Below are 23,994 nucleotides of genomic sequence, written 5' to 3'. Positions count from 1 at the left end.
TCAGGAGCGGAATTCGCCCCATTGGGGCGGATTCCCCCGCCGGGTCTGACCCCAGAATTTGCTGTGGGTTTGCTTCTTTATCTGGTGTCATTTGAAACTTCTGCTTACCTACCGCCTCGCGCGCATTGCCATTCACCTGGGCTGCGGCATGGCCAAGAGCGCCGTGCTCTTTCCCTGGCTGGACCTGGAGGGACGCAACCGGCGCATCCGCCGCTGGTCGACGCAGCTGCTCGACATTTGCGGCGTGCACGTGGCGCAGCCGGCCGACAGCGTGCCGGCCCTCGATCATGCGATGGTGGTGGCGAACCACGTTTCGTGGCTCGACATCTTCGTCATCAATGCCGTCCATCCCTGCCGTTTCGTCGCCAAGGCGGAAATCCGCGCCTGGCCGATCCTGGGCTGGCTGGCGGGACGCGCGGGCACCATCTTCATTTCGCGCGGCAGCAAGCGCGATCTGCGCTTGATCTTCCAGGGTCTGGTGGATAAATTGACGGCGGGCGAGCGCATCGCGTTCTTCCCAGAAGGGACGACCGCCGCGCAAGGGCAGATCCTGCCGTTCCACGCCAATCTGTTCGAGGCTGCCATCGACGCGCAAGTGCCGGTGCAGCCGTTTGCGCTCGTGTATGTGGATGACAAGGGGGCCTTGCACCACGCCGTCGATTTCATCGGCGACATGAGCTTTGCGCAAAGCATGGTGGCGATCTTGAGCGGCCCGCCCATCACGGCGCGCCTGACCTGCCTGGCGCCAGTGGCGACGCTGGACGCGCACCGGCGTGAACTGGCGGCGGCAACGCAGGCGGCCGTGGCCGCTACGCTGCCGCTGGAGAAGGCCGCTTAATTCTTCACATGCAGCCAGCGCGCATGCGCGGCGCGGGCCAGGTAGTCGAGGATAAAGCCTAAAATCCCGATCAGCACGATGGCGGCCATCAGCTCCGAATACGCGAGGCGGTCGCGCGTATCGAGGATGAAGTAGCCGAGGCCCGCCGATACACCCAGCATTTCCGCCGGCACCAGCACGATCCAGATGATGCCGATGGCCAGGCGCACGCCCGTCAAAATGTCGGCCGTGATGCCCGGTAAAATCACCTTGAAGACGATTTCGCTGCGCGTGGCCGACAGGCTGCGCGCCAGCAGCAGCCAGTTCGGATCGAGCCGCGCCACGCCGGCCGCCGTATTGAGCAAAATCGGCCAGACGGCCGCAAACGCCAGCAGGAAGTATACGGGCGCGTCACCGACGCCGAGCACCATCACGGCAATCGGCATCCACGACAGCGGCGAAATCATGCGCAGCAGCTGGAACAGCGGCATGGCCGCGCCGGAAAAGCTCTTCGACATGGCCACCAGCACACCGAGCGGCACGCCGATGACGATGGCCAGTCCCAGGCCCACGGCCACCCGTTGCAGGCTCAATACCACGTGCAGCCAGATATCCGTACCGCCCACCATCTCCTGGAACGCCAGCGCCGTGGGCAAGGGCGCAAAAGCGGTGGCGATGGGCGTGGATTTCTCCAGCGCCGTCACGCCCATCGACCACAGCAGCAAGGCACAGGCCAGCCCCACGAGGGGCAGGCCGAACTTCGTGAACAACTTGCTCGCCATTGTCAGACCGCCACGGTTTCGCTGCGCAGCAGGTTGGCCGGCAAGCCGAAGGCGGCAGGGCCGCCGACCGCCGTGATGGCCTTGCGCACGAAGCGGTCATCGACCAGGTCGCGCGCGGCGAACTTCGGATCGAGGTTGGCCAGGAAGCGCGTATCGCCTTCGACCTTGGTACGGCCGATGGCGCGCACCAGTTCTTCCGTGTACGAGGCAAACGGATACGGCTGGAAGTCGATGCGGCGCTGCTGCCAGTTCTTGTGCACGATCAGGCCCTGCTTTTCGTAGCCGGCGTAATCGGTGGTGGCCAGCACCTTGGTCAGCACCTGCAGCGGATGCGGCGTGTAGCGGTGCTCGCCCACGTTCGACAGCAGCTTGGCCGTGTCGACCTGGTTCGTGCGCGTCCACAGCTGCGCCTTGACGATGGCATTGGTGACCTTTTGCGCCCATTCCGGACGCGTGTTGATGTCGCGCTCGGACAGGAAGGTGACGCAGCATGCATGGTTCTTCCACACGTCGCCCGAGAAGCGCAGGATCTTGCCGATGCCGGCGTTTTCCGCCGCCGCATTGAACGGCTCTGCCACGATGTAGCCGGCGATCGACTTGCTGGCCAGGGCCGAGACCATTTCAGCCGGTGCCAGTACGATCAGGTTGACTTCATTCGGCTTGATGGCGGCGTTGCGCGCGCGCGTGACCGGCGTCAAGCCATTCGAGGACAGGATCTGCTGCAGCAGGATGTTGTGGATCGAGTACCAGAACGGGATCGCGACCGTGCGTCCGCCCAGGTCGGAAACCTTGTTGATCTCGTTGGCCACCGTCAGCGCGGACCCGTTGACGTGGTTCCAGGCGACGACTTTTGCGGGGAACTTGGCGCCGTAGCGCACCCACAGGGTGGCCGGCGACAGCAGGTGAATGACGTTGACCTGGCCGGCGACGAAGGCTTCGATGATCTGCGCCCAGCTGCGGAACAAGCGCGGCGTTTCCGCCTGCAAGCCTTCCGCTTCGAACAGCTTGCGGGCGTGGGCGACGAGCAGCGGGGTGGCGTCCGTGATGGGCAGGTAGCCGATCTTTACGGGCTGGTCGTCGCCTTTCGGGCCCTGCTGGGCCATGGCGTCGCCGGCGAACAGTAGCGGCGAAGCAACGCTGGCCGTGGCCAGCGCCGACATGCGCAGGAAGTCGCGCCGCGTCAGGCCGCAGTCGCAATCGGACGAGGCGCAGATGTGCAGGGGTTTGTTGTGGTCTTCGAATGTCATGGGAATGTTCCGGTCGATTAATTGGGAGCAAAGGCGGGCGCTTGATCCTGCTTTTGCAGCGCCTGCAGGGCGTCGAGGATGTCCATCTTCAGGGCGATGACGTCGGCGCTGTGGCCGATGCGTGGTTGGCTGATGGCGACGGGCCATTCGCGCACGATGTTGCCCGGCTTGCCGCCCATCAGCAAGATGCGGTCGGCCACGAGGATCGCTTCGTCGATATCGTGCGTGACGAGCAGCACGGCCGTGTGCCAGCGGTGTACGACGTCGACCAGCAACGATTGCATCTCGGCGCGCGTGATGGCGTCGAGCGCGGAAAACGGTTCGTCGGCGAACAGCAGTTCCGGTTCGCGCGCCAGCGCACGGGCCAGGGCCACGCGCTGCGCCATACCACCCGACAGCGCGGACGGATACAGTTTTTCGCGGCCCTTCAAGCCGACCGCTTCGATGGCTTGCGCCACGCGCGCCTGGTGCGCCTCGCGCGTGAGCTTGGGCTGGTGCTTGAAGTCCAGGCCGAAGCCGGCGTTGCCCGTGACGTTCAGCCAGGGCAGCAAACTGGCTTGCTGGAAGACGAGGGCGCTGCGCGGGTCCGGTTCGCGCATGGGAGCGTCGAGGAACTGAATCTCGCCCGTGGATGGCGGCTGCAAGCCGGCCAGCACGCGCAGCAGGCTCGATTTTCCGCAGCCGCTGCCGCCCAGCAGGCAGACGATTTCGCGCTTGCGCACACCGAGCGAGACGTGCTGGAACACGGGCGCCGTGCCAGCATACGAGAAGCTCAGATCCTGCGCCTGCAGGGCCCAATCGGCAACGCTCATGCTTGCGCTCCCGCCGCCTTGGCCGCCTGCTGGCTGTCGAACAGCTGCAAGGCCGCCTGCAATTGCGTCAGGCTGGGCGTGACGATGGGGATGAACGACGATTCGCGCCAGCGGCGGGCAAAGCCCTGCTGCTCGGCGTTCAGGTAGGCGCGTCCGCCCATCGCCTGCAGTTCCAGCATCAGGGCCTGCTGCAGCACATCGGCCAGCTGTATGCGCAGGCGGAACATGGCTGGCGCCTGCGTCTTGAAGCGGCCATCGTGCACGCCGGCCAGCAAGGTGGCGACAGCTGCCTCCAGAGTCGCTTGCAGCGCTTCGATGCGTGGCGTGAGCTGGTTGCGCGAACCGGCGGAAATCTGCGCCGCTTTGGCCAGGCTGGCGCGCGCCAGGCCGATCGACAGGCCGCACTGCATGCCCAGAAAAGCCGGGCGCACCTGCGGCAGCCAGGCTGGCGCATTGTCGCTGATGATGTCCGCGGCGGGGATGTGCACCTGCGCCAGCTTGACGGAGGCCGTATTGCTGCCGCGCAGGGCGATCAGGTCCAGGTCGTCGCTGCGCTTGACACCCGCCGTGCCGCTGTCGAAGGCGATGATGACGGGCGGTGCGCCGTCGTCCGGCGCCACGGCTGCCGCCGCGACAAAGCCCGCCTTGCGCAAGTTCGTCACCCAGGCCAGGCCGCCGTCGACGAGCAAGCCGTCGCCGTGGCGCGCGCCCGTGATTTGCAGCTGCTCGATGCCGGACAAGAATTTCATGGCGTTCGACAAACCGCTGGCGCCTGCCTGCGTGCCGGCCAGCAGGCCGGGCAAGCGTCGCTCGGCCAGCGCGCGGTTCTCGCTTTGCAGCAGGAATTCGATAAAGCAGCGCTGGCCCCAGAAGACAAAGGCGGCCGTCACCGATTGCTCGGCCACTTTGGCGATGGCGTCGATGGCGTCGCGCACGTCGCCGCCCGCGCCGCCGTGTTCCTGTGGCACGCCGATGGCCAGCAGCTTGTCGCCAGCGAGGGCCGGTAATACGGTTTCAGCCAGCTCCGGTGATTGGTCGAGCTGGTCGGCATGCATGTGCAGCCAGTGAGTGAGGTTCGCCATGTCAGACGGCGCCAGGCAGGTAGGGCGTCAATTGCGGATTGACGGGCGTGCCAGCCAGGCTGTTGGAGAAATTGCACAGGGTGGCCAGGCTGATGCCCAGCACGACTTCAAGCGCCTGCTGCTCGTTGTAGCCGGCGGCCAGGAAGGCTTGATATTCCACGTCGCTGACGGCGCCGCGCGTGGCGATGACGGCCGTGGCGAAGGCGGCGACGGCGTCCAGCTTGGCGTCGTTCGTCGGCAGGCCGCGCTGCAGGGCGCGTACCGTGTCGGGCGTCTGGCCCGCTTTTTTCAGCGAGATGGCGCTATGGCCGGCGATGCAGAAATCGCAGCCATGGATGCGCGCGGCCGTGATCTGCACCACTTCGCGTTCCATTAACGTCAGGCTGGCGCGCGCATTGATGCCGGAGACGGTCAGATAGGTTTCCAGTGCCAGCGGGGCATTGGCCAGCACGCCGATCAGGTTGGGCAGGAAGCCATTGTTGGCGATGGCCTTTTCCACGAAGGGGCGGCTATCGGCCGGGGCGGTATCGAGAGTGTGCAGCGTCAGACGGGACATGGGGTACCTTGCTAAGTTAGTAAGTCACCCGGCCATTATATCGGCCATGCCGTGCACGCAACAGACGTCAGCGTCGTCCTTTTGTGCTCGTTCGTCTGCGATTGTGCGATCCTTGATTTCGGCAGGCGCTTAGCTGGCCAGCTGTCGCAATCTCTGGTCGCGCCGGTAGGCGCCCGGCTGCTCGCCCGTGACCCGTTTGAAGGCGCGCGTAAAGGCGGCGTGCGAGCGGTAGCCCACCAGTTCGGCCGCGCGTTCGACGGAAACGCCGTCGTGCAGCCGGCGCGCGGCGATCTTCATGCGCAGCAGGAGCAGGAACTGGGCCGGCGAGTGGCCGCTGGCGCTGGCGAAATGCTTGCAGAAGCTGGCGCGCGACATGCACGCCGCCTTGGCCATGTTCTCGATCGACCAGTCGTCGGCGGGCGCGTCGAGCATGCGTTCGAGCAGCGGCGAGAATGCGGGCTGGTGCAGCAGCGACAGCAGGCCGGCCGCCACCTGTTCGCCCTGCGCCACATGGCGGATCAGGTAAAAGAACAGCAGTTCGACCAGGCGCGCGATCAGCGGCGACGGCTGCTCCGGATCGCCGCCGGCCTCCGCCAGGATCAGGTCGAACAACGCGGCGGCCGCGCTGAAGGCGGGCGCGTCGCCGCGTATCAGCAGATACGGCGGAAACGAGTCGACGATCAGCGCGGAGAGGGCGCCGCGAAATTGAAAGAAGCCGCAGGCCAGCGCCGTCGCCGGCTGCTCCGTGGGCGTTTGCAGCGGCAGCATCGCTTGCGCGCGGACCGCCTGCAGCGGGTCGCTGTGGGGGCTGAGAAAGTGCGGCAAGTCGCGCAGCAGGAAGACGCCGTCGCGCGGGCCGAGCGCAATCGGCGCCGCGCCATCGAGGTGCAGATAGCAGTGGCCATCGAGCACCAGGTGAAAGCTGCCCAGTTCCCGGCCTGCCGTGGAGGCGCGCCAGCGGCCGCAGTACTGGCCCACATGCAGGACGGCGGTGTCGAGTTCCAGGCTGCCGAGCAGCCAGCGCGCCAGTCTGTCGGTATCAGGATGCATGGGATGGCAAAGGCAAAAGCTCCATCATACGGGCCAGGCGCGGCATGGCCAACGACCGATTTCGACTAAGCATATGCGCGCCGCGCTTGCCACTTAGCGTTTGCCGCTGTGCTGCTGGAACGTGGGGCAGTCGACCTGCAGCAGCGAGCGGTCTTGCAGGCACACGGCCGACAGTTTTCCGCCCCACACGCAGCCGCTATCGAGGCCGATCAGGTGCGGCCGCAATTGCAGTCCCAGCGCCGACCAGTGGCCGAAGACGATGGTGTCGCCGGCGCTGCGCCGTCCCGGCACGTCGAACCAGGGCAGCAGACCGGAGCCGGGCGGCGGGCTGCCGCTTTCCTTCATCTTGAAGTCCATCACGCCGTCCGGCGTGCAAAAGCGCAGCCGCGTCATGGCGTTGACGATGCAGCGCAGCCGGTCGGCGCCCTGCAGGTCGTCGCGCCAGGCGGCCGGCTCGTTACCGTACATGGTGCGCAGGAAGGCCACCCAATCATCGCTGCGCAGCATGCTGGACACCTCCCCGCTCAGGGACAGGGCCTGGGCCGCGCTCCATTGCGGCAGCAAACCCGCATGCACGAGCACATGGCCGTCGTGTTCCAGTGCCAGTGGCCGCTGGCGCAGCCAGTCGATCAACTCGTCGCGGTCGGGCGCATCGAGGATTTCGGCGAGGGTGTCGGACGCATGCTCGGGGCGGATGCCGTTGGCCACGGCCAGCAAGTGCAAGTCATGGTTGCCCAGGACGCTGTCGGCCAGGCCCTGCCGCGCCAGCGCATGAATGTGGCGCAGGGTGGCCAGCGAGGCCGGGCCGCGATTGATCAAGTCGCCCGCGAACAGCAGGCGGTACGGGCCATCCGCAGCCGCCTGGATCCGTTCGATCAGTTCAACGGTTTGGTCATGGCAGCCTTGCAGATCGCCGATAAAATAAGTTTTCATATGTGCCGGGGTGAAGTGGACTACGCGCCTGCATTATAAGCATGCCTGCCCTTTGGTGTTGGCGGCATTGCCGGCAGATGCCTGATTGCGCGCATGGCGGGCGGGAAGAAAAAAGCCGGTGCCGATTATGCCGGATGGGGATTTGATTTGGCCGCATTCCCTGCGGTCATATACCGCTCATAATCCGCCGGCACGGCGGCCGGAATGAATCGCCGCGCCACACCAGCCTTGACGGCATGCCGGAATGCCATTTCATTCATGTTTATTCACCTCCATGCGCGCTTCCGTTATATTCTTCATTTAATCTTAATGTTGGGCCGCTAAATAAACCGGGAGCCGTGATTCAATTGACGACGGATTATGCAATGGTGCGCAAATGTTTATGCAATGTAGTATATTCCACGTGATTTTATTATTTAAATTAATATAAAGGATGTACCAATGGATCTGTCTACGATGACGATGCTGGAATTGCGCAAACTGGAAGATAATGTCAAACAGGAATTGAACAGCCGCGAGCGCGAAGACTTGAACAAGGCGCGCGAACAGATCATGGCCATCGCGCAGCAGGCGGGCATTCCGCTGAAACAGCTGATACTCGATGGTTTGCACCCGCGCACGGGCAAAGTCGCGGTACGTTACCGCCATCCTGACAATACCGCTGAACAATGGACAGGCCGCGGCCGCCAGCCGTTGTGGGTCAGGCAGTGGGTGGAATCGGGCAAGTCGATCGATCTGCTGCGCGTATAATTCGGTATACTCTTGGCGCAGTAGCAAGCTGCCAGCCGCACGCTGCACCTTGCCAGGCTCCCTATTTATTCCTTATTCGCCCCTTACTTATACCGCCCACACCATGCTTCCATTGTCCAGAACGATCTTCAAGGCCTACGATATTCGCGGCATCATCGCTAAAACCCTCGATGCCAGCGTGGCGCACAAGATCGGCCAGGCATTTGGCCAGGCCGCCCTGGCCAAGGGCGAGCAGCGGGTCGTGATCGGCCGCGATGGCCGTTTGTCGGGACCGGAATTGACGGCGGCGCTGGCGCAGGGCTTGCAAGCGGCAGGCGTCGACGTGATCGACCTGGGCGTGGTGGCCACGCCGATGGTCTACTTCGGCACGAATGTGCTCGATACGCGCTCCGGCATCATGGTCACGGGCAGCCACAATCCACCCGACTACAACGGCTTCAAGATGGTGCTGGCCGGCGAAGCGATCCACGGCGAAGCGATCCAGGCGCTGTACCACAGCATCGTCGCGCACGACGGCAGCGCCAGCGCCAGGGACGTTGCCAATCCGGGCACCTATGCCACGCACGATATCCGCGCCGCCTACATCGAGCGCATCCTGGGCGACGTCAAGCTGGCGCGCCCGATCAAGATCGCCGTCGACTGCGGCAATGGCGTGGCCGGCGCATTCGCGGGCGACCTGTTCCGCGGCATGGGCTGCGAAGTCATCGAACTGTTCTGCGAAGTCGATGGCAATTTCCCGAACCACCATCCGGACCCGGCGCATCCGGAAAACCTGCAAGACCTGATCCGCTGCCTGGCCGAGACGGATGCGGAAATCGGCATCGCCTTCGACGGCGACGGCGATCGCCTGGGCGTGGTCACCAAGGATGGCCAGATCATCTACCCTGACCGCCAGATGATGCTGTTCGCCGCCGACGTGCTGACCCGCCACCCTGGCGCGCAGATTTTGTATGACGTCAAATGCACGCGCCACCTGGCGCCGTGGATCAGCAAGCATGGCGGCGTGCCGCTGATGTACAAGACGGGCCACTCGCTGGTAAAAGCCAAGCTGCGCGAAACGGGTGCACCGCTGGGCGGCGAAATGAGCGGCCATATCTTCTTCAAGGACCGCTGGTACGGTTTCGACGACGGCCTGTATTCGGCCGCGCGCCTGCTGGAAATCCTCACGCGCGAAGCGGATCCCTCAAGCTTGCTGAACTCCCTGCCGCAGTCCGACAGCACGCCGGAACTGCACCTGGAACTGAAGGAAGGCGAGAACGTCGCGCTGATGGACATGCTGCGCCGCGACGCCGTCTTCCCCGGCAATGAACAGATCATCACCATCGACGGCTTGCGCGTGGAATACGCGGACGGCTTCGGCCTGGCCCGTTCGTCGAACACCACGCCGGTGATCGTCATGCGCTTCGAAGCGGAAACGCCGGCAGCGCTGGCGCGTATCCAGGGCCAGTTCAAGAGCGTGATCCTGGCCGCCAAGCCTGACGCCGTCTTACCGTTCTGATAGCATGGCCGGTCAACCTGGCGCACAGGCGCCCTTGAAAATCCTGCTGGTGCGGGTGTCTTCGCTGGGCGATGTGCTGCATAACCTGCCGATGGTGGCGGACATCGCCCGCCATTTCCCGAACGCGACCATCGATTGGGTGGTCGAAGAGGGCTACACCAGCCTGGTGCGCCTGAACCCGCGTGTAAACACCATCTTCCCGTTCGCGCTGCGGCGCTGGCGCAAGAGCCTGGGCAAGAAAGAGACGCGCGCGGAAATCGCCGCCTTCTTCCGCAGTCTGCGCCAGACGCACTACGATTACGTGTTCGATACCCAGGGCTTGCTCAAGACGGGCATCATCATGGGCGCCGCGCGCCTGGCGCCGGGAGGACAGAAGGTCGGCCTGGCCAATGGCAGCGAAGGCTCGGGATACGAAGGCATCTCGCGCATTTTTCACACGAAAAGCATTCCTCTCGATCCGCGCACACATGCGGTAGCGCGCGGCCGCCTGGTGGCCGCCGCGGCGCTCGGCTACACGGTCGACACGCCGGCCGATTTCGGCTTGCCGGAAGTGCCGCGTAGCGAGCCGCGCCCGGACTGGATGGGCGAAGCGCCCTACTGCGTGTATTTCCACGGCACGGCGCGCGACGCCAAGAAATGGGCGCCGGAAAACTGGATCGCCCTCGGCCAGGCGCTCGCTCCCATGCCGATTTTGCTGCCCTGGGGCTCGCCCAAGGAAAAGGCGGAAGCCGAACAACTGGCGGCCGGCCTGCCGAACGCGCGCCTGCTGCCGAAACTGTCGATGGGCGACGCCATCCTGCTGGCGCGCCATGCGGCGCTGGTGGTCGGCGTCGACACGGGCTTGACGCACATTGCGGCCGCCTTCGTGCGCCCGACGGTGGAAATCTATGCCGATTCGCCGCTGTGGAAAACGGAAGGCAACTGGTCGCCGAAAATCATCAACCTGGGCGACAAGGGCGCGCCGCCCGGCGTGCCGGAAGTGCTGGCCGCGGCACGGCGCCTGCTGGCAGACTATCCTCCCGCCTGACTTTAACATTCAATAAACATGCGACTTCTTTATACCCTCGCCTGGTGGCTGGCCTTGCCCCTGGTGCTGGCGCGGCTGTGGCTGCGCGGACGCCAGGAACCCGGCTACCGCCAGCACTGGGGCGAGCGCCTGGGCTTTTACGGGCGCCAGCCGGCGTCTGCTACAAACACCATCTGGCTGCACGCCGTCTCCGTCGGCGAGACGCGCGCGGCCGAGCCGCTGATCGATGCGCTGCTGGCCGCCTGGCCCGCGTGCCGCATCGTCCTCACGCACATGACGCCGACGGGGCGCGCCACGGGTAAATCCCTGTTCGCCAAACACGGCGCGCGCCTCGTGCAAAGCTATCTGCCCTACGACACGGGCGCCATGCCGGCCCGTTTCATCCGCCATTTCGCGCCGCGCATCTGCATCCTGATGGAGACGGAAGTGTGGCCGAATCTGATCCACCAATGCAATCGCTACAAAGTGCCCGTGGTGCTGGCCAATGCACGCCTGTCGCAGCGCTCGCTGGGCAAGGCGCAGCGACTGGGCAAACTCATTGCCGACGCGGCGCGCGGCATCACCCTGGTGGCGGCGCAGACGCAGGACGACGCCGATCGCGTGCGCCAGCTGGGCGTGCGGGACGTGGTCGTCACGGGCAGCATCAAGTTCGACGTCGTCGTGCCCGAGGCTGCCCTGGCGACGGGGGCGGCGCTGCGCGCAGCCATCGGCCAGCGTCCCGTGCTGCTGTGCGCCAGCACGCGCGAAGGGGAAGAGCAGCTGATCCTCGATGCGTATATCCGCGCCAGCTTGCCCGCGCATGCGCTGCTGCTGATCGTGCCGCGCCATCCGCAGCGCTTCGACGAGGTGGAAAAATTGATCGCGGCGCAGGGCCTGGCCATGCAGCGCAGATCGGCTTTGCAGCAAGGCGACGACGTTGCGGCGGGCACGCAAGTGCTGCTGGGCGATTCGATGGGCGAGATGTTTGCGTATTACGCGGCCTGCGATTGCGCCTTCGTCGGTGGCAGCCTGCTGCCGCTGGGCGGGCAAAACCTGATCGAGCCGGCGGCGCTGGGCAAGCCCGTGCTGATCGGCCCCCACACCTTCAACTTTGCGCTGGTCACGGAGCAGGCGATCGCCGCCGGCGGCGCCGCGCTGGTGGCGGATGCCGATGCGCTGATGGCGCAGGCGTCGGCCTTGCTGCAGGATCCGTCGCGTTTATCTTCCATGGGAGAGCGGGCGCTGGCGTTTGCCAACCAGCACCGGGGGGCCACGCCGCGCACCATCGCTGCGATCAAACCGCTGCTGCCGTGATGGGCGCGGCCAACAATGTCGTCGGATTACGCGCGCTGCGCTAATCCGACCTACGTGGCTGTAGGTCGGATTAGCTTGTAGAGCGTAATCCGACAGGCGCCTACGTAAACAGCACCGGCAGCTCCTGCGAGCGTTTTCTGAGCGCCTGCTTGGCGCCATCGTAGTCGGGATAAATCGATTCCACTGTGGCCCAGAAGCGGGGGCTGTGGTTCATTTCCAGCAGGTGCGACAGCTCGTGCGCCACCACGTAGTCGATCAGCGGCAAAGCGAAGTGGATCAAACGCCAGTTCAGGCGGATCTTGCGCTCGATGGTGCAACTGCCCCAGCGCGTGCCGGCCGACGATAGCGACAGCGAATCGTAGCGCACGCCCAGCTTGTCCGCATATACGTCCAGGCGCGCCTCGAACAGCTGGCGCGCTTCGTGCTGGAACCAGCCCTTCACTTTTTCCTTCAATTGCTGCTCGCTGCCCGTGGGCGTGACCCATACGTGCAGCTCATTCGTCTCGCGCTGGAAGCTGGCGCGGTGGCGCGGCGCCTGGTGCAACCGCAAGGTGATCTCGCCACCAAGGTAGGGCAGCACGGCGCCATCGACCCAGGCCACGGGCGGGCGTTGCTGGCGCTGCACCTTGCGCTCGCCCCGTTCCAGCAGCTTCGAGACGATCCAGCTTTGCTTGGCGCGGATGGCGTTGTCGATTTCGGCCAGGGTGACGCGCTTGGGGGCCGTGACGCGCAAGCCGTTATCGTCGATCATGAAGCCGATGGAACGGCGCGTGGAGCGGCGCAGCGCGAATTCGACCAGGTGACTGCCCAGCTGCAGCTGGCGCAATGGCGGGCCATCGGCGGTGCGTGGCGGGGACGGCAGGGGAGGTGGGGCGGGACGAACGATGGGCGGCGCGGGCGCCACTACCGGTGGCGCCACGGGCGGCGCTGGCGGTGCCGTGGGGCGCACCGCCGGGGGCGTGCTGGTCGAGACGTCATGCGCGAACAAATCCAGTTGCTGGTCGCCGACCTTGATGGTCTTCATCTGCTGGCGCAGTGTCGGCTCCTGGATGACCGCGCTGATGCCGTCTAGCCAGCGTTGTAGGCGTGAGGCGAAATGACGCGCATTTCTGATTCTATCCAATTTTCCACCTGTTGCATCATGCTGTCCGGGGTTTGCCCTTCCGGCGAAATCGGTTTGCCTATCGAGACGGTGATCAGTCCCGGGCGTTTGAGGAATGACTGCTTGGGCCAGCACTCGCCTGAATTGTGCGCAATCGGCACCACCACGGCGCCCGTGGCAATGGCCAGACGCGTGCCGCCGCTTTTGTACTTGCCCGCCTGGCCCACGGGAATGCGGGTTCCTTCAGGGAACATGATAATCCATTGGCCATCGGCCAGGCGGCGCTTGCCATGCGCGACGACGCTCTTGAACGCATGCTTGCCCTGTTTGCGGTCGATGGGGATCATGCGCAGCAGCGCCATGGCCCAGCCGAAGAAGGGGATGTACAAAATCTCCTTCTTGAACACATACACGAGCGGGCGTGGCAGGCTGGGAAGCAAGAAGATGGTTTCCCATGCCGACTGGTGTTTCGACAGCACGATGGCCGGCGCGTCGGGGAAGTTCTCGGCGCCCTTGACTTCATAGCGGATGCCGCAAATGACCTTGGCACACCACAGGATAAACACGTTCCAGCGCGAGGTGACCCAATAGCGCTTGTTGTAGCTCAATGGCGCGGCAAAAAAGCACACGCAGGCCCAGACGATGGTGGCCACGATCATGATGATCATGAACAGCAGTGATCGCAGGAACAGGGAAATATTACGCAATGCGGTTCTCCGAAAATTAGATACTGAATGCCACGGTGGGCGCTGGCGCTGCTGGCGCCTTGAGCAGGTGGCTGACCACGGCGGCCAGGTCGGGGAAGACCTGGGTGCCAGGCGGCAGGCCACCCGTCTCGTTGGTTTTTTCGCCCTTGCCCGTCAATACCAGGTAGGGCACGCAGCCGCTGATGAAACCGGCCTGCAGGTCGCGCAACGAATCGCCGACCGTGGGCACGCCTTTCAGGCTGGTGTTGTAGCGCTGCGAGATTTCATGGAACATGCCCGGTTTCGGCTTGCGGCAGTCGCAATTGTCCGCGCCCGCGTGCGGGCAAAAGAAGATGGCGTCGATATCGGCGCCCACCTGCTGCGCCAGCGTGTGCATCTTCTGGTGGATCGCGTTCAGGACCGTCATGTCGAAGTATTCGCGCGCGATGCCCGACTGGTTCGAGGCGATCACCACGCGATAGCCAGCCTGGTTCAGGCGGGCGATCGCTTCGAGCGAGCCTGGGATCGGCAGCCATTCGGCCGGCGACTTGATGAAGTCCGGCGAGTCATGATTAATGACGCCGTCGCGGTCGAGAATAATCAGTTTCAGCGCCGGAGTACCCATTATGCCGCCAGCTTGGAAATATCGGCCACGCGGTTCATCATGCCGTGCAAAGACGACAGCAAGGCCAGGCGGTTGTTGCGCAGGGCGACATCCTCGGCCATCACCATCACGTCATTGAAGAAGCCATCGACATCGTCGCGCAGCTGCGCCAGGGTTTGCAGGGTGCTGGTGAAGTCGCCCTTGGCAAAGGCCGCGTCGACTTCCGGCTGCACGCGCGAGACGGCGGCGGCCAGTTTTTTCTCCGCTTCGTCCTGCAGCAGCGCCACGTTGACGCCGCCGGCGGCGACCTGGCTGACGGCTTCCTCGTTCTTTTTCAGGATGTTCGTGATGCGCTTGTTGGCAGCTGCCAGCGAGGCGCTTTCGGGCAAAGCGGCAAACGCCTGCACGGCTTCCAGACGCTGCACGATGTCGTCCAGGCGGTCCGGATTCTGTGCCACGACGGCTTCGATTTCATTCGGCGAGAAGCCGCGCTCGCGCAGGATGCCGCGCAGGCGGTCCAGCATGAAGGTGGTGACGTCCGCGACCGGGTCCTTGAAGCCGGGCACCGCTGCGAACTGCGCGGCCGCATCCGCCAGCAAGCCCTGGATCGACAATGGCAAGCGTTTTTCCAGCAGCATGCGCAGCACGCCCAGCGCATGGCGGCGCAGCGCGAACGGGTCCTTGTCGCCCGTCGGCGCCAGGCCGATGGCCCAGATGCCGACCAGGGTTTCCAGCTTGTCGGCCAGGGCCACGGCGGTGCCGGTGGCGGTGGACGGCAGGGCGTCGCCGGCAAAGCGCGGCTGGTAGTGTTCGGAGGCGGCCAAGGCCACTTCTTCCGGCTCGCCGTCATGGCGCGCGTAGTACGTACCCATGATGCCTTGCAGTTCGGGGAATTCGCCCACCATGTCGGTCAGCAGATCGGCCTTGGCCAGCAGGGCGCCCCGTTCGGCCAGAGCCACGTCGTAGTCCAATTTGGCGGCGATGGCGCCGGCCAGCGACTTGACGCGCTCTGTGCGGGCAGCTTGCGTGCCCAGCTTGTTGTGGTAGACGACGTTGGCCAGCAGCGGCAGGCGCGATGCCAGGGTTTTCTTCTTGTCCTGCTCGAAGAAGAACTTGGCGTCGGACAGGCGCGGACGCACGACGCGCTCGTTGCCGCCGATGATGTGCTCGGGCGTGTCCGTCTCGATGTTCGAGACGATCAGGAAGCGCGAGCGCAGCTTGCCTTCGCTGTCGGTCAGCGCGAAATACTTCTGGTTCGTCTGCATGGTGAGGATCAGGCATTCCTGCGGCACGGCCAGGAATTCTTCCTCGAAGTGGCATTCATACACGACCGGCCATTCGACCAGGGCCGTCACTTCATCGAGCAGCGCTTCGGGCATCAAGACCTGGTCGGCGCCGGCCTTGTCCAGCAGCTGGGCGCGGATGCGCTCCTTGCGTTCTTCGTTGCTGGCGATGACGCTGGCGTTGAGGATCAGCGATGGCGCGTAGTTTTCCGCGTGCGCGATGGCGATCGGTTCGCCGTCGGTCAGGAAGCGGTGGCCCAGGGTGCTGCGGCCGGCCGTGAGGCCCAGCAGGGTCAGGGGCAGGATATTGATGCCGTGCAGGGCGATCAGGCTGTGGGCAGGGCGCACGAATTGCACGGTGGTGCCGTCCGGGCGCTGATAGCTCATCAGTTTTGGAATCGGCAGCTTGGCGGCCGATTCGGTCAACGCAGCTTGCGCGCCGGCGGCGAGCTGGCTGCCTGGCGCCGTGTACGTGTAGAAGAAGCTTTCAGCCTTGCCGTCGGCGGCGCGTTCCAGCTCGGCCACCGTCAGGTCGGGGAAGCCCAGCGCGGCCAGTTTCTTGGCCAGCGGCGGCGTGCCGTTGCCGTTCGCGTCCAGCGCCACGGAGACGGGCAGGACTTTTTCGCGGATCGACTTATCGGGCGAGACTTCGCGCACATTGGTGATGGAGACGGCCAGGCGGCGCGGCGAGGCGTAGCTGGTGGCGACGCTGTCGGCTTCGAGGAAGTCGCGCGCTTTCAGGCCGTTGACGATGCCGGCCGTGAAGGCGGCGCCCAGTTTGGCCAGCGCTTTCGGCGGCAGTTCTTCGGTCAGCAGTTCGATGAGCAGTGTTTGGTTCATGGTGTTCTTGTCTGGTACGGCGGTGTATGAGCTAGGCGATCAAGCGGCGGCGGGTTGGTCTGCGGCGGGCAGCATCGGGAAACCGAGGCGTTCGCGCGAGTCGTAATACGCTTGCGCCACCAGGCGCGACAGGGTGCGCACGCGGCCGATGTAGGCGGCGCGTTCCGTCACCGAGATGGCACCGCGCGCATCGAGCATATTGAAGCTGTGCGACGCTTTCATGATTTTCTCGTAGGCGGGCAGGGTCAGTTGCAGCTCGATCAAACGCTTCGCTTCCGCTTCGTAGTTGCCGAACTGTTCGAACAGCAGGTCCGTATTCGCGTGCTCGAAGTTGTAGGTCGATTGCTCCACTTCGTTCTGGTGGAAGACGTCGCCGTAGGTCAGTTTTTTCGTAGTGCCGTTCTCTTCCCACTCCGTCCATACCAGGTCATACACGTTTTCCACGCCTTGCAGATACATGGCCAGGCGTTCGATGCCGTAGGTGATTTCGCCCAGCACGGGCTTGCAATCGAGGCCGCCCACTTGTTGGAAGTAGGTAAATTGGGTCACTTCCATGCCGTTCAGCCAGACTTCCCAGCCCAGGCCCCAGGCGCCCAGGGTCGGGCTTTCCCAGTCGTCTTCGACGAAGCGCACGTCATTCTGCTTCAAGTCCAGGCCCAGCGCGGCCAGCGAACCCAGATACAGGTCGAGGATGTTTTCCGGTGCCGGCTTCAACACCACCTGGTACTGGTAGTAGTGCTGCATGCGGTTCGGGTTTTCGCCATAGCGGCCATCTTTCGGGCGGCGCGACGGCTGCACATACGCGGCGCGCCAAGGCTCCGGGCCGATCGCGCGCAGGAAGGTGCCGGTGTGGAAAGTGCCGGCGCCGACTTCCATGTCGTAAGGCTGGAGCAGGGCGCAACCTTGCTTGTCCCAATAGGTTTGCAAGGTCAGAATAATTTGTTGAAATGTGAGCATCGTATGAGTTCGCCGCGCGGGAGGCTGCGCTTTGTTAAGGTTTGCTTGAAGCCCGGACGCATGCTTGGCAGCGCGTCCGGGCCGGGGTTTTGCTAATTTTAGCGGTTTTTACGGGCCCACTGTGACTCTTCGGGCAATATCGGCCGCTTATTGCTGCGCGGCGAGGTCGCGGCGGGCGGCGCGCGACAGCAGGAAGGCCGTCAGCAGGGCCAGCGCGGCCAGGGCCAGCACCAGTTTATTGCCGTACAGAATGTATGGCGTCATGCCGCCCATGCCTTGCACCTTGGCCGTCAGCGTGGCTTGCTGTTCCGGCGGCAGCAGGCTTTGCACGACGCCCTTGCCGTCGATGACGGCGGTGGCGCCCGTGTTCGTCGAGCGCAGCATGGGGCGGCCCGTTTCCAGGCTGCGCATCTGCGAAATCTGCAGATGCTGCGGGATGGCGATCGAGTCGCCAAACCAGGCCAGGTTCGAGATATTGAGCAGCACGGATGCCGACTGCTTGCCATGGCGGTGAGCGCTGGCCAGCTGGCCGGCGATTTCTTCACCAAACAAGTCTTCGTAGCAGATATTCGGCAGCACCAGCTGGTCGCGCACGGGCAAAGGCGCTTGTACTTCCGCGCCGCGGCCCATGTCGCCCAGCGGGATGGCCATCATGGCGACAAACCAGTGCAGGCCGGGCGGCACGAATTCGCCGAACGGCACCAGATGGTGCTTGCGGTACTGGTAGTACGGTCCCGGCGTGCCGTTGGGCGTGATGCCCACGGCCGCATTGTAGAAGCGCTGCTGCTCGTCGAGCACGGGCATGCCGACCAAAATCGTGCTGCCCGTCTGCTGTGAATACGTCGCCAGGCTATCCAGATAACCTGGCGGCAGCTGGTGCGGCAGCACGGTGACGGCCGTTTCCGGCGTGGCGATCAGGTCGGCCGGCGCGCTGGTGACGGCGCTCTGGTACATCTGCAGGGCGCCCAGCACGAAGCCGGGGTCGAATTTCTGCTGCTGCGGCACGTTCCCTTGCAGCAGGCGCACGGTGATCGGGCGTCCGACAGGGTGGGTCCACGCCACGTACTGCAAGCCGATGCCGGCCGCGTACAGCGCGATGACGCCGCCCAGCGCAAACCAGCGCGTGCGGTGCGTGAGTAGCAGCAGGGCGCCGGCGGACAGCGCCGCCAGCCAGCCCAGGCCATACGAGCCGAGGATGGGGGCAAAGCCGCCCAGCGGGCTGGTATTGTGGGCGTAGCCGGTGGCCAGCCACGGGAAACCCGTAAACAGCCAGCCGCGCGTCCATTCGAACAGGGTCCACGTGGCGGGCAATACCAGCAAGGTCATGGCGGGCAGCGACAGTACCCAGCGCTGGCGCAGCCAGGCGGCCGCGCCCATGGCCAGGGCCACGTAAATGGCCATCAAGAGGGCCAGCAGGGCTACGGCGATGGCGGCGATCGGCGCGGCCATGTCGCCATAGCGGTGCATGGAAATATACAGCCAGTGCGTGCCGGCCGCACACCAGCCGAAGCCATAGGCCCAGCCGATCAGCGCGCCGGCCTTGACGTTCGATGCGCGCAGCACCTGGTAGAACAGCACGCCCAGGCTGAGGATTTGCAGCGGCCAGTAGCCGAAAGGGGCGAACGCCAGCACCGCGACGGCGCCGGCGACGGCGGCAGTCAGCATGCGCGCCCACGTGCTGCGGGGCGGTTTGGCGGGGGCGTTGGGGTCGGCGCGTCTGAAACGCATTTACAGCACGCGCATGTCAGAGTTCCAGTTCCGGCACGTTGGGCAGGCGCTCGACGAGCAGCACGTGCACCTGGCGCGCATCGGCGCGCAGTACCTCGAAACGCAGATTGCCGAGGTCGAAAATATCGCCCTTGTGCGCCATGCGGCCCAGATACTTCGACACGAGGCCGCCGATGGTGTCGACGTCGTCGTCGACCAGATGGCTGCCCACTTCTTCGTTGAACTGTTCGATCTCGGTCAATGCCTTGACACGCCAGCGGGGGCCGAACTGGCCTTCCTTGAGCGAGAGGATATTGTCCTCGGCTTCGTCGAAGTCGTATTCATCCTCGATGTCGCCGACAATCTGTTCCAGCACGTCTTCGATGGTGATCAGGCCGGCGACGCCGCTGTATTCATCGACGACGATGGCCATGTGATTGTGGTTGGCGCGGAAATCGCGCAGCAGCACATTCAGGCGTTTCGATTCGGGGATAAAGATGGCGGGGCGCAGCATGTCGCGCACGTCGAAAGTTTCTTCTGCGTAATAACGCAGCAAGTCTTTCGCCAGCAGGATGCCGATGACCTTGTCGCGCTCGCCTTCGATCGCGGGGAAGCGCGAGTGGGCGGTGGACAGGACTTCCGGCATCCATTCCTCGATCGGCTTGCTGATGTCGATGACATCCATTTGCGAACGGGGAATCATGATGTCGCGCGCGCAGAGATCCGATACCTGGAACACGCCTTCGATCATCGACAGGGCGTCGGCGTCGATCAGCTTGCGTTCATGCGCATCGTGTAGAACTTCGAGCAATTCTGCACGGTTCTCTGGCTCGGGGGAAATGAGTGCGGTCAGGCGTTCAAACAGTGACCGGTGGGGCTTGACGTCAGTTCTGACGCCACTAGGGTGCTCGGGCATAGGAGGCGTGAGCCGTTGTTGCGAAGGGATATAGGATACACCAAAAGTGGGGCCATACCGGATTTCCCCGCTTTTGATGCAAATTTAATACGTTGAAGTGCGCCGTTGCGCGATCTTTTACGCCGCTTCCGGGCCCAGCACGCGCGCGCGCAAGGCCGCCACGTCGGCCTGCCAGTCGGCGAAATGCTCGCTGTCCTGCCACAGCTGGCGCAGCTCCGACGACTCTGCCGTGATGCGCTCGAAGGCCAGGCGCGCTTTTTCCAGCAGCGGCGGCGTGACTTTCTTCTTGCAGGCGGCCACCCATTCGTCTACTTCCGCGGTGGCCGGGTCGTTTTCTCCCGGCTTGCCCAGGAGGCGCGCGATCACGTCCAGCGCGGCCAGCGCTTCGGCGGCAAACGGCGCCTCGAGTTCCGCTTCCTGGCTGCCGATGACGTTGTCGAGCGTCGTTTCGACCAGTTCCAGGGTTTTATATTCGTGCAGGTCTTGCGCCCAATCCATGGCGTAGTCGTTGCCGAAGGCGTCGGTGGCCCAAGTGCCCATAGTGTGTCCTTGTTGCGTGTGTGGTTGATGGCGCTATTGTGGCATGTGGGTCAGACGTCGCGGTGCTCCGGTTACGTTTTTGGGTGTTGTCGGGTTACGCCCTGCGGGCTAACCCGACCTACCCCGACCTACTCGGCTTATTTTTGGTCCGCGTAGGGATCGCTGATGCCGAGTTTTGCGAGGATTTCCGTTTCCAGCCCCTCCATCTCGGTGGCTTCCTCGTCATCCATGTGGTCGTAGCCCTGCGCATGCAGCACGCCGTGGACGATCAAATGGGCCGTGTGCTCTTCCACGCTTTTCTTTTGTTCCGCCGCTTCCTTTTCCAGCACGTCCGTGCACAGGATGATGTCGGCGCGCGTCGGCTCGTCGTCGCCCAGTTCTTCGCCTTCGTTGTAGGCGAACGTCAGCACGTTGGTGGCGTAGTCCTTTTCGCGGTAGTCGCGGTTCAGGGTGCGGCCTTCTTCCGCGTCGACGAAGCGGATCGTGAATTCGGCCGGCGCGAACAGGGCCGCCTTGACCCAGCGGCGAACTTTCGGGCGCGTGATCAGGGTTTCCAGGCGGGTGTCCGGGTATTGCACGGACAAGGACAGTTTATTTTTTTCGGACATTTTTGGCGGCAGCTGGTTTCAATAAGGAGGGCAAGTGGGCGGCATCGGCATTGGCCGCCTGCGCCGTTTCATAGGCGTCGACGATGCGCGCCACCAGCGGATGGCGCACCACGTCGGTGCTGTTAAATTGCGTGAAGCCGATGCCGCGCACATCTTTCAACACGTGCACGGCGTCGATCAAGCCGCTCGTCTGGCTCTTGTGCAGGTCGACTTGCGTCACGTCGCCCGTCACCACGGCCTTGCTGCCAAAGCCGATGCGCGTCAAAAACATCTTCATCTGTTCGACGGTGGTGTTTTGCGCTTCATCGAGGATGACGAAGGCGTGGTTCAAGGTGCGTCCGCGCATATAGGCCAGCGGGGCGATCTCGATCACCTGTTTCTCGAACAGCTTCTGCGTGCGGTCAAAACCTAGCAAATCGTACAGCGCGTCGTACAGGGGACGCAGATACGGGTCGACCTTTTGCGCCAGGTCGCCCGGCAAGAAGCCCAGGCGCTCGCCCGCTTCGACGGCTGGGCGCGTCAAAATGATGCGCTTGACGGCGTCCCTTTCGAGCGCGTCGACGGCGCAGGCGACGGCCAGATAGGTTTTACCCGTGCCGGCAGGACCGACGCCAAAGCTGATGTCGTGTTCGAGGATGTCGCGCAGGTAGGCGATCTGGTGCGGCGTGCGCCCGCGCAGGTCGGAGCGCCGTGTTTTCAGCACGGGGCTGGCGATGTCCGGTTCGACGAAGGTGCTGGCGGGCGCGTTGGCGTGGTGTTCGGAGGCGGCGGACAGGCCCGCGCGCTGTTCCACCAGGGCCAGCTGCACTTCTTCGAGCGGCACGACCTTGTTGGCGATGGCGTAGAACTGCTCGAGGATTTCCACGGCGCGTTCGGCATTGCTGCCGCCGACGATGAATTTCTCGCCGCGGCGGAAGATCGTCACGTCGAGGGCGGCGGAAATCTGGCGCAGGTTTTCATCGAGCGGTCCGCACAGGTGCGCCAGGCGCGTGTTATCGAGCGGCTCGGGGATGAAGTAATGCGGCTGTATCGGGGCTTTGGTTTTCAACTGGCTCTTTTCAATGCGGGTGCGCTGGCGACCAATTCGCCGCGCAGGGTGTAGGAATGGCTTTCGGTGATGCGTACGTCGACCAGCTGGCCGACCAGCTGCAGCGCGTCCGGGCCCGCGTCGAAATTGACGACGCGGTTGTTCTCGGTGCGGCCTTGCAGTTCACTGTCATCGGTGTCCTTTTTGGAGCGGCCTTCGACGAGGATGGTTTGCACCGTGCCCACCATGGCCAGGCTGTACTTGCGCGTGTTGGCGTCGATGGCCGCCTGCAGCTGCTGCAGCCGGGCCAGTTTCACCTCGTGCGGCGTGTCGTCTTCCAGGCTGGCGGCCGGCGTGCCGGGGCGCTTGCTGAAGATGAAGCTGTAGCTGTTGTCAAAGCCCACGTCCGCGATCAGCTTCATCATGGCGTCGAAGTCAGCCTGGGTCTCGCCGGGGAAACCCACGATGAAGTCGGACGAAATGGCCATGTTCGGGCGCACGGCGCGGATGCGGCGGATGATGGACTTGTATTCGAGGCCCGTGTAGCCGCGCTTCATGGCGCCCAGCACCTTGTCGGAGCCGTGTTGCGCCGGCAGATATAAATGGTCGACCAGCTGGGGGATCTTCGCGTAGGCGTCGATCAGCCGCTGCGTGAATTCCTTCGGGTGGCTGGTGACGAAGCGCATGCGTTCGATGCCGGGAATGTCGGCCACGTATTCGAGCAGCAGGGCGAAGTCGGCGATCTCGCCGCCTTCCATCGCGCCCCGGTAGGCGTTCACGTTTTGCCCCAGCAGGGTGATTTCCTTGACGCCCTGGGCGGCCAGGCCCGCCACTTCCGTCAGCACGTCCTCGAAGCGGCGCGACACTTCCTCGCCGCGCGTGTAGGGCACGACGCAGTAGCTGCAGTATTTGCTGCAGCCTTCCATGATGGAGACAAACGCCGAAGCGCCTTCCACCTTGGCTGGCGGCATGTGGTCGAACTTTTCGATTTCCGGGAAGCTGATGTCCACTTGCGCATCGCCGCTGGCACGGCGCAGTTCGATCATCTGCGGCAGGCGGTGCAGCGTTTGCGGGCCGAAGACCATGTCGACATACGGCGCGCGCTTGACGATGGCGTCGCCTTCCTGCGACGCCACGCAGCCGCCCACGCCGATCAACAGGTGCGGCTTGGCCAGTTTCAGCTCGCGCAGCCGGCCCAGGTCGGAAAACACTTTTTCCTGCGCCTTTTCGCGCACGGAGCAGGTATTGAGCAGGATCACATCGGCGTCTTCCGGCGTGTCGGTGCGCACCAGGCCATCGGAGGCGCCCAGCACGTCGGCCATCTTGTCCGAGTCGTACTCGTTCATCTGGCAGCCGAAGGTTTTAATGAATACTTTTTTCTGCATGGAGTCAGGCGCTTATCGGTAAATGTGGCTGCAAATAAGTGTGGCGGAAAATAAGCTGGGCAGGCGGCTTGCGCCGTGCGCCGCTCGGGGCGGGAGGCGGTGGATGACCGGCCGGGCGCCTCTGGCTGCCCGGTGGCAGGCTCGCTGCAAGTTCAGGCCATAGTTTAGCGTAAATCGCGGGCACGGGCCATGTCGTGCTGACCTTGCCGACAAGGTTGCCGCTTGTATATGCCGCCATGTGTCGTGATGCTCAAAAGCATTTATTGCCGTACGTCACCATTGATTTGTAACAAGTTGCTGCAAAGCCTTGTGTGCGCCCGCTGGCATCCTAATGTGTTGAAATAGCATCGTTGCCAAGCCAACCAGCAGCTTGATTGATATTTAACAATCAGGAAGTTTGCGCGAGGCGCAGATGCCGCGTGTTTGGGCTAGTATATTGTCTTATATGCAATTCATTTTGGTGGATTGCAGTGCTGTTTACTCACGCGGCAA

Annotated in this window: 24 protein-coding genes; 5 read left to right on the top strand and 19 right to left on the bottom strand. The window is 64.0% G+C overall.

Translation table 11 applies throughout. The features are described 5' to 3' along the window. Window positions 1–91: 91 nt before the first annotated feature. Window positions 92–838: a lysophospholipid acyltransferase family protein gene (locus tag OPV09_RS25640; RefSeq protein WP_338679716.1), complete on the top strand. Its 747-nt coding sequence runs from the start codon at window positions 92–94 to the stop codon at window positions 836–838. Here OPV09_RS25640 and OPV09_RS25635 read toward each other — a convergent pair. The 8 genes from OPV09_RS25635 to OPV09_RS25600 form a co-directional block, all read right to left on the bottom strand. Next, window positions 835–1,599 carry an ABC transporter permease gene (locus OPV09_RS25635; RefSeq protein WP_070301214.1) on the bottom strand — a complete coding sequence of 255 codons (765 nt, stop codon included), beginning with the start codon at window positions 1,597–1,599 and terminating at the stop codon, window positions 835–837. The genes OPV09_RS25640 and OPV09_RS25635 overlap by 4 nt on opposite strands. A gap of 2 nt (window positions 1,600–1,601) precedes the next feature. Continuing rightward, entirely contained in the window at window positions 1,602–2,846 is a 1,245-nt protein-coding gene (locus tag OPV09_RS25630; RefSeq protein WP_034746706.1) for an ABC transporter substrate-binding protein, read from the bottom strand. A 17-nt stretch (window positions 2,847–2,863) separates the two neighbouring features. Then, window positions 2,864–3,658, bottom strand: a complete 795-nt coding sequence (locus OPV09_RS25625) for an ABC transporter ATP-binding protein (protein ID WP_338679715.1) — start codon at window positions 3,656–3,658, stop codon at window positions 2,864–2,866. After that, window positions 3,655–4,740: an acyl-CoA dehydrogenase family protein gene (locus OPV09_RS25620; protein ID WP_338679714.1), complete on the bottom strand. Its 1,086-nt coding sequence runs from the start codon at window positions 4,738–4,740 to the stop codon at window positions 3,655–3,657. Before OPV09_RS25620 ends, OPV09_RS25625 begins: the two co-directional genes overlap by 4 nt. Before the next feature lies 1 nt (window position 4,741). Then, complete coding sequence (locus OPV09_RS25615) at window positions 4,742–5,296, bottom strand: carboxymuconolactone decarboxylase family protein (protein WP_338679712.1); 555 nt, start codon at window positions 5,294–5,296, stop codon at window positions 4,742–4,744. A 129-nt stretch (window positions 5,297–5,425) separates the two neighbouring features. Beyond that, window positions 5,426–6,346: an AraC family transcriptional regulator gene (locus tag OPV09_RS25610; protein ID WP_338679711.1), complete on the bottom strand. Its 921-nt coding sequence runs from the start codon at window positions 6,344–6,346 to the stop codon at window positions 5,426–5,428. Window positions 6,347–6,439: 93 nt separating this feature from the next. Further along, window positions 6,440–7,279, bottom strand: a complete 840-nt coding sequence (locus tag OPV09_RS25605; RefSeq protein WP_072455074.1) for a symmetrical bis(5'-nucleosyl)-tetraphosphatase — start codon at window positions 7,277–7,279, stop codon at window positions 6,440–6,442. Between the two features lie 125 nt (window positions 7,280–7,404). After that, window positions 7,405–7,539: a hypothetical protein gene (locus tag OPV09_RS25600; protein ID WP_302849533.1), complete on the bottom strand. Its 135-nt coding sequence runs from the start codon at window positions 7,537–7,539 to the stop codon at window positions 7,405–7,407. 181 nt (window positions 7,540–7,720) lie between these two features. On the opposite strand from OPV09_RS25600, the gene OPV09_RS25595 reads away from it, so the two are divergent. The 4 genes from OPV09_RS25595 (at window position 7,721) to waaA (ending at window position 11,847) form a co-directional block, all read left to right on the top strand. After that, window positions 7,721–8,029 (top strand): H-NS family nucleoid-associated regulatory protein, encoded by a 309-nt coding sequence (locus OPV09_RS25595; RefSeq protein WP_070301219.1) that lies wholly within the window; start codon window positions 7,721–7,723, stop codon window positions 8,027–8,029. Window positions 8,030–8,132: 103 nt separating this feature from the next. After that, window positions 8,133–9,527 carry a phosphomannomutase/phosphoglucomutase gene (locus tag OPV09_RS25590; RefSeq protein ID WP_034746728.1) on the top strand — a complete coding sequence of 465 codons (1,395 nt, stop codon included), beginning with the start codon at window positions 8,133–8,135 and terminating at the stop codon, window positions 9,525–9,527. Window positions 9,528–9,531: 4 nt separating this feature from the next. Then, on the top strand, window positions 9,532–10,554 hold the full coding sequence (waaC, locus tag OPV09_RS25585) for a lipopolysaccharide heptosyltransferase I (protein ID WP_338679710.1): 1,023 nt from the start codon (window positions 9,532–9,534) through the stop codon (window positions 10,552–10,554). A gap of 18 nt (window positions 10,555–10,572) precedes the next feature. Further along, window positions 10,573–11,847, top strand: a complete 1,275-nt coding sequence (gene waaA, locus OPV09_RS25580) for a lipid IV(A) 3-deoxy-D-manno-octulosonic acid transferase (RefSeq protein ID WP_338679709.1) — start codon at window positions 10,573–10,575, stop codon at window positions 11,845–11,847. A 100-nt stretch (window positions 11,848–11,947) separates the two neighbouring features. On the opposite strand, the gene OPV09_RS25575 is transcribed toward waaA, so the two are convergent. The 11 genes from OPV09_RS25575 to miaB form a co-directional block, all read right to left on the bottom strand. Then, complete coding sequence (locus tag OPV09_RS25575) at window positions 11,948–12,871, bottom strand: M48 family metallopeptidase (RefSeq protein WP_034746736.1); 924 nt, start codon at window positions 12,869–12,871, stop codon at window positions 11,948–11,950. A 44-nt stretch (window positions 12,872–12,915) separates the two neighbouring features. Then, on the bottom strand, window positions 12,916–13,656 hold the full coding sequence (locus tag OPV09_RS25570; protein ID WP_034746739.1) for a lysophospholipid acyltransferase family protein: 741 nt from the start codon (window positions 13,654–13,656) through the stop codon (window positions 12,916–12,918). Window positions 13,657–13,672: 16 nt separating this feature from the next. After that, a complete protein-coding gene (gmhB, locus tag OPV09_RS25565; RefSeq protein WP_058048328.1) occupies window positions 13,673–14,260 on the bottom strand; it encodes a D-glycero-beta-D-manno-heptose 1,7-bisphosphate 7-phosphatase in 588 nt (195 codons plus the stop codon). Beyond that, complete coding sequence (gene glyS, locus OPV09_RS25560) at window positions 14,260–16,362, bottom strand: glycine--tRNA ligase subunit beta (RefSeq protein ID WP_338679707.1); 2,103 nt, start codon at window positions 16,360–16,362, stop codon at window positions 14,260–14,262. The genes gmhB and glyS overlap by 1 nt, the downstream gene beginning before the upstream one ends. A 39-nt stretch (window positions 16,363–16,401) precedes the next feature. Then, window positions 16,402–17,319, bottom strand: coding sequence for a glycine--tRNA ligase subunit alpha (gene glyQ, locus OPV09_RS25555; RefSeq protein ID WP_034746745.1), 918 nt, complete (start codon window positions 17,317–17,319; stop codon window positions 16,402–16,404). 147 nt (window positions 17,320–17,466) lie between these two features. After that, entirely contained in the window at window positions 17,467–19,047 is a 1,581-nt protein-coding gene (lnt, locus tag OPV09_RS25550; protein WP_338679706.1) for an apolipoprotein N-acyltransferase, read from the bottom strand. A 16-nt stretch (window positions 19,048–19,063) separates the two neighbouring features. Beyond that, window positions 19,064–19,942: an HlyC/CorC family transporter gene (locus OPV09_RS25545; RefSeq protein ID WP_034746750.1), complete on the bottom strand. Its 879-nt coding sequence runs from the start codon at window positions 19,940–19,942 to the stop codon at window positions 19,064–19,066. Between the two features lie 117 nt (window positions 19,943–20,059). After that, on the bottom strand, window positions 20,060–20,482 hold the full coding sequence (locus OPV09_RS25540) for a DUF4259 domain-containing protein (protein WP_338679704.1): 423 nt from the start codon (window positions 20,480–20,482) through the stop codon (window positions 20,060–20,062). Between the two features lie 137 nt (window positions 20,483–20,619). Continuing rightward, the gene (ybeY, locus tag OPV09_RS25535; RefSeq protein WP_070301227.1) at window positions 20,620–21,090 is read right to left on the bottom strand and encodes an rRNA maturation RNase YbeY; all 471 of its coding nucleotides are present in this window, start codon (window positions 21,088–21,090) and stop codon (window positions 20,620–20,622) included. Further along, window positions 21,074–22,138 carry a PhoH family protein gene (locus OPV09_RS25530; RefSeq protein WP_034746759.1) on the bottom strand — a complete coding sequence of 355 codons (1,065 nt, stop codon included), beginning with the start codon at window positions 22,136–22,138 and terminating at the stop codon, window positions 21,074–21,076. Before OPV09_RS25530 ends, ybeY begins: the two co-directional genes overlap by 17 nt. Continuing rightward, entirely contained in the window at window positions 22,135–23,502 is a 1,368-nt protein-coding gene (gene miaB, locus OPV09_RS25525) for a tRNA (N6-isopentenyl adenosine(37)-C2)-methylthiotransferase MiaB (protein WP_139091229.1), read from the bottom strand. The genes OPV09_RS25530 and miaB overlap by 4 nt, the downstream gene beginning before the upstream one ends. Window positions 23,503–23,994: the final 492 nt, after the last annotated feature.

The sequence above is a fragment of the Janthinobacterium sp. TB1-E2 genome (assembly GCF_036885605.1).
Taxonomy (GTDB): Bacteria; Pseudomonadota; Gammaproteobacteria; order Burkholderiales; family Burkholderiaceae_D; genus Janthinobacterium; species Janthinobacterium aestuarii.
This window is presented reverse-complemented; position numbering and strand designations above follow the sequence as displayed.